Annotated in this window: 11 protein-coding genes and 1 tRNA gene; 5 read left to right on the top strand and 7 right to left on the bottom strand. The window is 57.8% G+C overall.

Annotated features, from left to right (window positions below; translation table 11 throughout):
• Positions 1–8: 8 nt before the first annotated feature.
• Genes ACJ8HA_RS08555 through ACJ8HA_RS08545 form a run of 3 tightly spaced genes read right to left on the bottom strand, consistent with a single transcriptional unit; the run spans position 9 to position 4,519 of the window.
• A complete protein-coding gene (locus tag ACJ8HA_RS08555) occupies positions 9–1,376 on the bottom strand; it encodes a TolC family protein (protein WP_060447416.1) in 1,368 nt (455 codons plus the stop codon).
• Positions 1,377–1,379: 3 nt separating this feature from the next.
• Complete coding sequence (locus ACJ8HA_RS08550; RefSeq protein ID WP_043141772.1) at positions 1,380–3,317, bottom strand: MacB family efflux pump subunit; 1,938 nt, start codon at positions 3,315–3,317, stop codon at positions 1,380–1,382.
• Positions 3,314–4,519 (bottom strand): efflux RND transporter periplasmic adaptor subunit, encoded by a 1,206-nt coding sequence (locus ACJ8HA_RS08545; RefSeq protein ID WP_080352482.1) that lies wholly within the window; start codon positions 4,517–4,519, stop codon positions 3,314–3,316. The genes ACJ8HA_RS08550 and ACJ8HA_RS08545 overlap by 4 nt, the downstream gene beginning before the upstream one ends.
• A gap of 216 nt (positions 4,520–4,735) precedes the next feature.
• Between ACJ8HA_RS08545 and cho the strand changes: the two genes are divergently transcribed.
• The 5 genes from cho to ACJ8HA_RS08520 all read left to right on the top strand — a co-directional run bounded on the left by cho (position 4,736) and on the right by ACJ8HA_RS08520 (position 7,105).
• Positions 4,736–5,584 carry an excinuclease Cho gene (gene cho, locus ACJ8HA_RS08540; RefSeq protein ID WP_442515298.1) on the top strand — a complete coding sequence of 283 codons (849 nt, stop codon included), beginning with the start codon at positions 4,736–4,738 and terminating at the stop codon, positions 5,582–5,584.
• 112 nt (positions 5,585–5,696) lie between these two features.
• Positions 5,697–5,793: transfer RNA gene (locus ACJ8HA_RS08535), tRNA-OTHER, on the top strand.
• Between the two features lie 184 nt (positions 5,794–5,977).
• Positions 5,978–6,277 (top strand): sigma-S stabilization anti-adapter protein IraP, encoded by a 300-nt coding sequence (locus ACJ8HA_RS08530; protein ID WP_025302380.1) that lies wholly within the window; start codon positions 5,978–5,980, stop codon positions 6,275–6,277.
• Between the two features lie 123 nt (positions 6,278–6,400).
• Positions 6,401–6,904 (top strand): YlaC family protein, encoded by a 504-nt coding sequence (locus ACJ8HA_RS08525; protein ID WP_043141770.1) that lies wholly within the window; start codon positions 6,401–6,403, stop codon positions 6,902–6,904.
• Between the two features lie 69 nt (positions 6,905–6,973).
• Positions 6,974–7,105: a hypothetical protein gene (locus ACJ8HA_RS08520; protein ID WP_256376330.1), complete on the top strand. Its 132-nt coding sequence runs from the start codon at positions 6,974–6,976 to the stop codon at positions 7,103–7,105.
• A gap of 62 nt (positions 7,106–7,167) precedes the next feature.
• Here the strand turns inward: ACJ8HA_RS08520 and ACJ8HA_RS08515 are convergent, their stop codons facing one another.
• From ACJ8HA_RS08515 to mdoC, 4 genes are all read right to left on the bottom strand, one after another.
• Positions 7,168–7,296, bottom strand: coding sequence for a hypothetical protein (locus tag ACJ8HA_RS08515; protein WP_016928228.1), 129 nt, complete (start codon positions 7,294–7,296; stop codon positions 7,168–7,170).
• 248 nt (positions 7,297–7,544) lie between these two features.
• Complete coding sequence (locus ACJ8HA_RS08510; RefSeq protein ID WP_015377414.1) at positions 7,545–9,266, bottom strand: potassium/proton antiporter; 1,722 nt, start codon at positions 9,264–9,266, stop codon at positions 7,545–7,547.
• A 281-nt stretch (positions 9,267–9,547) separates the two neighbouring features.
• Complete coding sequence (locus ACJ8HA_RS08505) at positions 9,548–9,772, bottom strand: hypothetical protein (protein WP_033633376.1); 225 nt, start codon at positions 9,770–9,772, stop codon at positions 9,548–9,550.
• A 303-nt stretch (positions 9,773–10,075) separates the two neighbouring features.
• A complete protein-coding gene (gene mdoC / locus ACJ8HA_RS08500; protein WP_043141764.1) occupies positions 10,076–11,206 on the bottom strand; it encodes a glucans biosynthesis protein MdoC in 1,131 nt (376 codons plus the stop codon).
• Positions 11,207–11,370 lie beyond the last annotated feature (164 nt).

Genomic DNA, 11,370 nt, shown 5'->3' with positions numbered 1-11,370 from the left:
AGTTTGGATTAAGGTACCGATGAACCGCCGAATTCGAGATAGATTTTCGCCAGATTCTGGTACTGCGCGAAGCGGTTTTCATCCACCGACAGTTCCGCCTGACGGCGTTGTTCCTGAGCATTCAGCCAGTCGGTAATGGTGACGGCGCCCTGTCGGTAACGCACCTCGTTCAGCCGTTCCGATTTACGCGCCAACGCCAATGAGGCGCGCAACTGTGTCTCCTGCGCCAGCAGCTGCGTGCGCAGTGACAGCGCGTTGTTCACATCGCCCATCGCTTTGTACAGCGCCTGCTTGAAGGCCAGAACTTGCTGTTCATAATCGTTGCGGGCGATCTTGATCTCCACGCCCATTTGCCGCCACTGCAGGAACGGCAGCGTCAGGCCGGCGCCGAGGCTGCCCGTCGGGTTGCGCAGGAATTCCAGCAGCGCGCTGCTGCTGGCGCCCAGTGAACCGGTCAGGCTGAACGCAGGATAGTATTGCAGACGTTTTTCATCGACGTTGGCCAGGGCGGCGCGCAACCGCAGCTCTTGAGCGCTGAGATCCGGGCGACGGCTCAGGACGCTAGCGGGAATGCCGGTGTTGATCTGCGGCATCGCCGTCGTCGGCAGGCGCACGGGCGCGATGGTGGCCTGGCCTGATGGCGCGCCCAGCAGCACCGCCTGCTCGTTCAGCGCCTGTTGACGATCGTGTTGTAACGCCAGCAGGCTGCGTTCCTGCGCCAGCAAGTTTTGTTCCGCGTTCACTACGTCCAGCGCCGAGATGCTGCCGGCCTGATAACGGGCGTTGGCCAGCCGCAGCGTCGTTTTGGCATAGGCGATGCTCGCCTGGCTGACGCTGATTTGTTGATTGAGAAAACCGATGCGCCAGTAGTTGGTGGCGGCGTCGGCCAACAGTTTCAGGCGCGCCGCCTGCAGATCCTGCACGGAAGCCTGGCTGCTCCACTCGGCGGCGTCGCGCTGGCGCGCCAGCTTGCCCCACAGATCGACTTCATAGCTGGTGGTGAGCGACGCGTTGCTGGTTTTATTCCACGCGGAGGACTCGGACAGCGGGCGATTGATACCGCTGCCTAATGAGGCGCTGATGCCGGGCGCGGTGCTGATGCCGACGCGTTCCGCCTCGAGCTGCGCGCGGTAAACGCGCAGTACGGCGGCGGCCAGATCGTTATTGCTCGCCATCACCTGTTGCAGCCAGCGATCGAGCTCAGGATCGTGGAAATCGCGCCAGTCGAATGGCGTGGGCGCGGCGTTGTGGGCGTCGTGCTGCCAGCTCGTCGGATAGTTGACCTGCGGCGCCCGGTAGTCGCTTTTCAGGGCGTTGCCGCAGCCGGCGGTGAGCAAGGCGACGAGGCTTAGCGCCAGGGGAGATAAAATTTTCATGGGTTACTCGCTGGCCAATGAAACGACCGGATCCATCCTTGCCGCTTTACGGGCGGGGAGATAACCGAAGATCATGCCGATTAAAGTTGAACAGAAAAACGCCGTCGCGGCAGCTTGCCAGGAATAGATGGCGGTGAACATACCGCCCGCCAGCGAGGTGAACAGCGACCCGGCGGCGAACGACAGCGCGATGCCCAATGCGCCGCCGATCAGACAGACCAGCACCGCCTCTATCATGAACTGTTGCATGATGTCGCTGCGCCGCGCGCCGACCGCCATGCGCACGCCGATTTCGTGGGTGCGTTCGGTCACCGAGACCAGCATGATGTTCATCACCCCCAGGCTGCCGATCACCAGCGCGATTGATGCCACCATCAGGATCAGCAGGCTAAAAGTCATTGACGTGCGTTCGATGGACTTTCGGATTTTATCGAAGTTGTACAAACGGAAATCTTTTACGCCGTGGCGCTGGGTCAACAGCTGTGTGATAGCGGTGACGGCCGATTCGCTGGCGACATTGTCCTTTAGGCGAACGGTGATGCCGCTGAGCGTCGGTTTGCCTACCATGCGATACATGACAGTGCTGTAGGGCATCCATACAGTGATGCGATTGGGCGCGTAATTGCGATTGCTTTTAGCCACACCGATCACCCGGGCCGGCACCGAGCCGAGAAACACGATCTGGCCGAGCGGCTCGACGCCGAAATCGCCGAACAGCGCCTGGCGCGCATTGTCGTCGATGATCACTTCCTGCAGCGCATTACGATCGTCGCGGAAAGTCACGCCTTGTAACAGCTCGACGCCGTTAACGCGGAAATAGTCGCGCCCGACGCCGGTGATCGAGGCAGTGGCGGACTTGCTGCGAAAACGGATGCTGTCGGAGGCGTCTACTTCCGGGCTGACGCTGTCGACGAAGCTTTGCTGTGCCAGCGCGTCGGCATCGGCCGGCACCAGGGTGCGGATGCTGTCGATGGCGTCGTCGAAGAAATCGCGGCCCGGATAGATGCTTACCACATTCGTGCCGAGATCTTTGAGGTTTTCCAGCGTGCGCTGTTTGGCGCCTTCGCCCAGCGCCACTACCGTGACCACGGCGGCGATGCCGAAGATGATGCCGGTCATGGTCAGCGCGGTGCGCAGACGATGAGCGTTCATCGCCTTCAACGCCATGTGCAGCGATTCGCGAGTGCGGTCGATCAGGCGTTGCCAGCCGCTTTGCCGGCTGCGGTTCGGCGGCGGCAGCGATGCGCCGGGCGCCGACTTGCGGCCACTGTCAGCGATGATCTTGCCGTCTTGCAGTTCGATGACGCGCTGCGCATGTTGCGCCACTTTCATATCGTGGGTGACGATCACCACGGTGTGGCCGCGCTGATTCAGTTCGCTCAGGATCGCCAGCACTTCCTGGCCGGATTGGGTGTCCAGCGCGCCGGTCGGTTCGTCCGCCAGGATGATCTCACCGCCGTTGATCAGCGAACGGGCGATGCTGACGCGCTGCTGCTGGCCGCCGGAAAGCTGGCCGGGTTTGTGGTCTTCGCGTCCCTCAAGCCCCAACCGCGCCAGCAATTGCGCCGCCCGCTGCCGCCGCTGATCGCGCCGGGCGTTGGCGTAGATAGCCGGGATTTCGACATTGCCCAGCGCGCTGAGATCGGGCATCAGGTGGTAACGCTGGAAAATAAAGCCGATATGCTCGCGGCGCAGGCGGGCCAGTTCGTCCGGCGACAGGTGGGCGGCGTTCTGGCCGCTGATGTAGTAGTCGCCGCGATCCGGCACGTCGAGGCAGCCCATGATGTTCATCAGCGTCGATTTGCCGGAACCGGAGGCGCCGATGATCGCCACCAGCTCGCCGGCGGCGATGGTCAGATCGATGTCTTTCAATACCGTCAGCGCCTGGCCGCCGTTGGTGTAGGTTCGGCTGATGCCTTTTAGTTCGATGATCGCGTTCACAGGAAGATGCCATCCTCAGCCGATTTGGCGGCGGGCTGCGACAGCACCACGGTTTCACCGGCTTTCAGGCCGCTGAGGATCTGAATGTCGACGTTGTTGGTGATGCCGGTGGTCACTTTGCGCGTTTCCAGCCGCTGGTCTTGGGTCAGCACCTGCACCTGCTGCTCTTGGCCATCGATTTTATGCACCGCCTGGATCGGCACCAGCAGGGTGTTCTTCGCGTCGCCGAGCAGCAAGGACACCTGCGCGGTCATGGCGATGCGCAGGCGGTTTTCCGGGTTGGGCACGTCCAGCAGCGCGTTGTAATAGACCGAGGCGTTCGAGGTGCCGGAGCCGGAAGCAGAGCTGGTCCCGGCGAGCGAGTCGTCTTTCATCACCGATTCCGGTGCCAGCTCGATGGTGCGCAGCGTGGCGTCGTACCGCTTATCCGGATCGGAGAAAATAGTGAAGTACGCCTTTTGTCCCGGCGAAATGCGGGTGATGTCGGCTTCGGAGATCTGCGCCTTGATGGTCATCATATCCAGCCGCGCCAGCTTGACGATGGTCGGTGCACTTTGGCTGGAGTTGACCGTTTGTCCCTGCTGCGTGACCACGGCGATAACAATGCCGTCCATCGGCGCAACCACGCGGGTATAGCCCAGATCGATTTTTTTCTTTTCGACTTCGATCTGCGATTGCACCAACTGCGCATTGAGCGCCTGCAGATCGGCGCGAGTGGTGGCGAGCGAGGCTTCGGCGGTCTCGAAGTCTTCCCGCGAACTGGCTTCGTCGTTCAGCATGCGGCGCTGGCGTTTAAAACGCGACTCCGCCTGTTTCAGCAAGGCCTGTTTGGCTAATATATTGGCTTTGACTACGTTCAGCGCTGCCTCGGCGTTGCGCAGATCGTTGCGCTGTTGCAGATCGTCGATGTCGGCGATCGGTTGCCCTTTGGTGACGCGATCGCCCAGCTTGACCTTCAGCGATTTGACTTCGCCGGAGACGCGGGCGCCGACGTTGACGCGTTCGATGGCATCCAGCCGCCCGGTGGCCAGCACGGCGTTTTCGATATCGCCCAGGCGGGCCGGCGCGGTAACGTAATCCTGCTGAGGCGGGCGTTGCCAAAAAATGGCCAGCGCGACGGCGACGGCGATGAAAACGATGGCGGCGATCAACGCCAGACGGCGGGAGGGGAGTTTCAGTGATGACATACCCAGGTTTTCCATAACGATAAAAGCGGCGGTTCCAGTCTGCCATCATGGCAGCGCCAGCTTGAACTGGCGCTAAACGTGAGGCGCTTTCCCGCTGGAAATGGGATAGTAAAGGCTTTCCCGCTAAAGATCACGGCGAGTTATTATCCACCACGTGTGCAACCGGCTGCGTTGGGCGTTATACTGGGTAAAAAACCAGTATTCATTCATCAGCAGGATAACACCACCGCCATGATGCTAAACCGCCTCGAGCCAGAACTCGACATTTACCAATACCCGGAGCACCTGCGCGCCTGCCTGGCGCCGTTGCCCAAAGGGCCGGGCGTGTATGTGTTTCACGGTCAAAGCGAGAGCCTGCCGCTTTACATCGGTAAAAGCGTCAATATACGCAGCCGGGTGATGGCGCACTTCCGCGCGCAGGACGAGGCTAAAATGCTGCGCCAAACCCGGCGCATCAGCTTTATCGAGACCGCAGGCGAGTTGGGGGCATTGCTGCTGGAGGCGCAATTGATCAAACAGCAACAGCCGCTGTTCAACAAACGTCTGCGGCGTTCGAAACAGCTGTGCGCGCTGCGCTTGCAGGCAGATGCGGTGACGATTGCTCACGCCAAAGAGATCGACTTCGCCGTCACGCCCCACCTCTACGGGCTGTTTGCCAATCGCCACGCCGCGCTGGAAAAGCTGCGCGCCATCGCCGATGAGCATCGTTTATGTTACGGCAAGCTGGGGATCGACAAGCTGCCGGCAGGGCGAGCCTGTTTCCGCTACAGCCTGCGCAAGTGCGCGGGCGCCTGCTGTGGCGTGGAGTCGGCGCAGGAGCATGCGCTGCGGCTCGGCGCGGCGCTTGAGCAGTTACGCATCGCCTGTTGGCCGTTCGCCGGGCGCGTGGCGCTGGAGGAGCAGGGCGAGACGCTGCGTCAGTACCATGTGATCCACAATTGGTTTTATCTGGGCTCGGTCGGCGATCTGGCGCAGGCGGAGCGGCTACAGAGCGCGGCCAGCCATTTCGACAGCGATGGCTACAAGATTTTGTGCAAGCCGCTCATCGCTGGCGATTACCCGATTATTGAGCTGCCGTAAGGCCATCATGCTGGTGATAACCTAAGATTTATCCGTAAAGTCAGGGCATTATGCTAAAAAAGCTTGAATCCATAATGTTGTTATGGATAATGGCGCCCCGAAGCGAAGGAACGCGCTATTAACTCAGTTGGCAGAGTGATTGGTTTTATAATGGCTTGTTTTGGCTTGAAAATTGATAGACGCGGGTTCGAGTCCTGCATAGCGCGCCAGCTTTCTTCCTTCGTCTCATCGCGCTTACCGTAAAGCGCACCCGGGTTGATTTGCACTATCGGCTCCTCGTTGGGATTTTCGGGTGTGCTTTACCGTAACCGCTGGCTTTCCTTCCTCTTTCTCTTTCGATCCTTTGCTAAACTGTAATCAGGCAGGCTTGCTGCCCAGCAACAGGAGGTCGATATGTCTCACTCCGATCAACTGCAGGAACTCTTGCAACGCGTCGCCGCCCTCGAGGCGAGAGAGAAAGCGCTGACCGCCGCGTCCAACGCTTATCAGGCGATTATCACCACCATGTTAGGCAATATGGAGAAGACCGAACGTGATCGGATCATCGCGATGATCGATCAGGCCCATGAAATCGCCTACGCCCGCGCCATTCAACGCAGCAACGAACCGCAAAAGCAGAAAATCAAGCAGGCCGACGATGTGGCCCAGCGCATGTTCATGTTTGCGCAAGGCAAGGCCGCTCAGCCGCGCTGAAGCCAAACTATAACAGTTGCCATCATTAAGTTGGCTAACTGATCTACCCGGCAAAACTGTACTTGTGTTACTTTTAGCAGTGAGATTTGATGGCAATGCTGTTTCCAGCATAAGGTTGTAACGATGGACGCGATTAAAAGCATCTTGGTTAAAGAGATTGAACAGATCAATCGGCGCGAAGGGCGTGACGGCAAGCCGCGCTTCAACAGCGAATTCGCCCGTACTCACCGCTATTTGTGCCTTGCCATGTTCGCCGGCTACTTTGCGGTGATCGCCGTGATGTATCAGGTGCCGTACATGGGGGTGTATGCCTTCCTGGGCTTCACCGCCTTCGTGCTGTTCATGTTCGCCATGCTGCTGATCGAGATCCGGCCGGTGTACCGTTTCGAGGACATCGGGGTACTGGATCTGCGGGTTTGCTACAATGGCGAATGGTACTTCACGCGCGCGCTGTCGCCTTATGCGGTGCAGCAATTGCTGGATGAGCCCTCCATCGGCGCCGCGCTGAAACAGAAGATGCGAGTCATCATCGGCAACAAGGGCGAAATCGACTTCTACGACGTGTACGATATGGCATACGGAAAAAAGCCGCAGGATGAGCCACCGCAGCTGGCGGCGGCAAACTGAAAGGTTTCCGGCCGGCGGCTTGTCGATTATACTCAGCGTTTGAACATGAAGCAGAATAAGGACCAAGCGATGAGTGATGATATTTTCGATTTTGATATCGATGCCGAACTGGCGAAAGCCGAAGAAAAAGCGGCGCAGAAGGTAAAAGAGGTCCCTGAAATCCTCGAAGACGAAGCGGACTGCGAAGGTTGCAAGATCTGATCGCCTGACCCATAAAAAAAACCGCCGCGGCGGTTTTTTTTATGTCTGAGCGTCGCGTGGCATCAATCCAGCACGAATCCCCAGATCAGGAACGCCGCCACCAGAATCAGGCAAAGCGCGGACACCGTCACCAGTATTTTCCCCAGAATGTCTTTTTCTTGTTCCTGCTGCGTCACGTTAAAATTATCCAATTAAAAGTCTATGGACCAAACCGGCGATGCTGAGATCGGCTGCCGCTACACCCAGCGCCATGAGCATCATCACCGAAAGAAATCGAGTCTTGCCGTTCACACCCTTAATCCCTGTGGGCGCCGCTGTTAAGTTTTTATATCAAAGGGATATAATTCAGCGGCGCCGAATCGCATACATCGTGATAGTGATTAAGAACGTTCTTAAGGCCAGAAGTTCCCTCATCTGATAGCGCCGCTGTGCGGCAGCGTCAGTCGGTCACGATCCTGACGCCTATCTTGCTGACTTGATTGCCGTCCATTTCTGCAATGGTCCAGGTCAGGCCGTCCCACTCCACCTGGTCGCCGATCACCGGTTCGCCGCCGATCAGCTGAATGACGAACTGCCCCAGCGTCTGCTGCTCGTCCACGTCGTCTTGCAGGTTGAGGCCATAAACCTGTGAGATGTCGCTCAAACGGGCGTCGGATTGCAGGATAAAGTCGCCGAAGAAGCGCTCGTCGAGCGTCACTGCCGGTGCCTGGCTAAAGAGCTTGCCGAGGATCGGCAGGTCGTGCTCATGGCCGATGACGCACAAAATATCGTTCTCGCGCAGCCGGGTACTGCCGCTAGGGTGCAACAGCTCTTTGCCGCGGAACAGGGCGGCGATGCGGGTATTAGGCGGCATTTTCAGTTCACGCAGCGCAGCACCGACGCACCAGTTTTCCGCCGAAAGCTGATAAACGAATTGTTCCCACTGGTTTTCCGGGTGTACGTCCAGCCCAACGCGGGAGATCGGCGTCAGCGCCGGCGGCACGATCACCTTGGCCTTTTTGGCGGCGAATGACAGCGTGGTGCCTTGCAGTAGCAGGGAAACCAGCACCACGAAGAACGCCACGTTAAAGAACAGTTGGGCGTTGGGCAGCCCGGCCATCATAGGGAACACCGCCAGGATCACCGGCACCGCGCCGCGCAGGCCAACCCAGGAAATAAAGCCGCGTTCGCGCAGGGTAAAGCTGCGGAACGGCAGCAAACCGATAAACACCGACAGCGGGCGCGCGAACAGGATCATCCACAGCGACAGCAGCAGGGCAGGGATGGCGATCGGCAGCAGCTCATGCGGGTTGAGCAGCAGGCCGAGTACCAGGAACATGCCGATCTGGCTGAGCCAGGCCAGGCCATCGAAGGTTTGCACGATGCCGTGACGGTTGCGGATTGGACGGTTGCCCAGCAGCAGACCGCACAGGTACACCGCCAGAATGCCGCTGCCGTCCAGCGCCGTGGTCAGCGCGAAAATAAGAATGCCGCCGCTCACCGCCAGCAGCGGGTAGAGACCGTCCGCCAGCTTGATGTGGTTGATCAGCGTCAGCAGCAGCCAGCCGCCGCCGAGACCGAAGACGATGCCCATGCCGAACTGCTGCATCAGATGCAGCGGGAAGGTCCAGCTTAGCGCGGTTTCCCCGGCGGCGATCATCGCAATCAGCGTGATGGTGAGAAATACCGCCATCGGATCGTTGCTGCCGGATTCGATCTCCAGCGTAGCGCTGACGCGTTCGTTCAACCCTTTGCCGCCCAGCAACGAGAAGACTGCGGCGGCGTCGGTGGAACCGATGATGGCACCGATCAGCAAGCCCTGCAGCAGATCGAGGTTGAACAGCCAGGCGGCGGCCATGCCGGTTAGGCCGGCGGTGATCACCACGCCGACGGTGGCGAGAGACAGTGCTGGCCACAGTGCCACGCGGAACGAACTGACCCGGGTGCGCATGCCGCCGTCGAGCAGGATCACCGCCAACGCGAGGTTACTGACCAGATAAGCGACCGGGTAATTGCTGAAGACGATGCCGCCGGGGCCGTCGACGCCGGCCAGCATGCCGATCGCCAGGAAGATCACCAGGATCGGAATGCCGAGTCGGGAAGAAAATGAGCTGAGCAGAATGCTTGCCCCCACCAGCACGGCACCGATGACGAACAAGCTGTTAATGGTGCTGGCATCCAAAATTTCGCTCTCCTGAGGCTGGGGATAGGGGGCACTGCGCGTGTGCCGATGATAACGTGTTTAGTGGGTAAAACGCCAAGGCTGATTGTGAAAACAATCGATCAATTATTGCCCTTTGGTACGATTAAACTAAGAAAGTGAGGAGAAGAGGGGAAATTCTGCCTTTTATCCAACATTATCAGGCTGCTGTATTTTTGCTGTGGCAACAATGATCGAGCGGCTCGGAGGAAAAACCATTAAGCCCGCGCAGGCAGGCTTAATGGTTTGCAGGCGCGGTAGGGTTAGTGGTCGAGCGATTCCAGCGCCCGTTTGATCAGCTCGGTGGCCAGCTTGCTTTCCGCTTCAGAAATGCCGTCGAGATTAAAGTTGGAGAGCTCAGCGACCAAAACGCTGCGTTCTTTGCCGCTGATTGAGGCGTCCAGCGCGGACAGCAGCCTGCCGAGGATCTTCAGCAGGGTAGCGTTTTCCGCTACGGCTTCCTGAGCCGGGGTGTTCTTATCGGTCATTCAAAATCCTCTCTGTCGTGACGGAAGGGAGATGCAGCTAACGCCATCGAATGAATTAAACGATCGCGCAGCCCTTCGGGGGTGTCGAGCCCAATCACTACCGTAAGGCAGGGATATGGATTTTTACTTATGCATTGCAGTTATAACGACTAGGTAATCTATGCTGCCGTATCACTGTGCCCTAACGGGCGACGCCAGGCTGAGCAATGTGTGCTCTGTATGCAAACGACCAGTATAGGCTTTCTGCGCGGCGTTAATATGACAGAAAACCCCTGCGAACGGTCAGGTTTACAGGGGACAAGGTTATTGCGGCTTGCCGGAGAACAGGAAACGCAGCACCGGAATGCGCTTGTGCAGCTCATATAACGCGAAGGCCAGCGAGAACACAAACAGCAGGCCCAGCAAAAATCCCAACAGGTTATTGCCGATATACGGCGTCACGAAAGCGCCATATATCAGGGTCAACGGGTGGTGCACCAGATATATAAACAGCGAGGCGTTGACCAGATAGGTGATGCGCGGCGAGTGATAATTCAGCAGGTTATGCCCGAAAGAGAACACCACATTGGTCATCAGGATCCCCATTAGGGTTTTGATCACCACTTCCAGCTCGAACATATAGCTGCTGTGCGCCAACAGTTTCTGGTTCAGCATATATGCGATAAACAGCAGCAGCGAGCCGAGCAGCGCCAGCGGCGAACGACGCAGAAAAATCTCTTTAAGCCACACATACTTAAACGCATAGGCGCCGAGGATGAAGAACGGCAGGTAGAACATCGTCTCCATCACCACGAAATTGAACAGGCCATTGGATAATAGCTGCGGCGCGAAAATTAAAATAATACGGTGCGCGGCCGAATAGCATACCGCATAAATAAAGAAACACAGTGAGACATTTCCTAATCCACGCATTCTGTTTATTAACGGTGGAATAGGATCGCGGGTTTGACGCTTGATTTTGCGGAACAGATAAAAGCAGGCGAAGGTCAACAATGACAGGGTCAATAAGAACCACAGATGAGACACCAATTCCCAAACTGTTACATTTATTTTCTGATAGAGAGAAAACTCGTCCCAGCCGTTTAATTTATCGGTGAAATATTTCAGCATGAAAAATTGCGGCACCGTAATTAGCGGGATGGAGCTCAACAGCGGGATCGCCACCCGCTCCAGCCTGACCTTCAACCACTGATGGCGCTCGTAGCGCTCGTAGAGCATGTAGGAGAAGTAGCCGGAGATCACGAAGAACACCTGCATGCGGAAAGCGTGGATGAAGTCGTTCAGCACCGTGAGCGAGAAGGAGGGCGACGCGCTGTTCACCGCCCAGGCGTGGCTGGAATAAATCAGGGAGAGGTGAAACGGAATGCCGAGCAACATCAAATAGGCTCGGATCGAATCGAGGAAAAACTCGCGCTGTTTGCTGCCTTTAGTCATAGATTACCGCTGGTGATTTAATCGAGAGTTCATTAACACGCTTAATAAGTCGTCAAACGTTAAATTGTTATCCGGAACCCTACTATAGCCCCCCGCATTTTTCCATAGCGTCTTGTTGCGCGGCTTGCTACGCTGGTGTTCCATCAGCTGCTTAAACAATGAGC

Origin of the sequence: Serratia sp. CY33802, assembly GCF_052169095.1 — a bacterium.
Lineage (GTDB): Bacteria > Pseudomonadota > Gammaproteobacteria > Enterobacterales > Enterobacteriaceae > Serratia > Serratia bockelmannii.
This window is presented reverse-complemented; position numbering and strand designations above follow the sequence as displayed.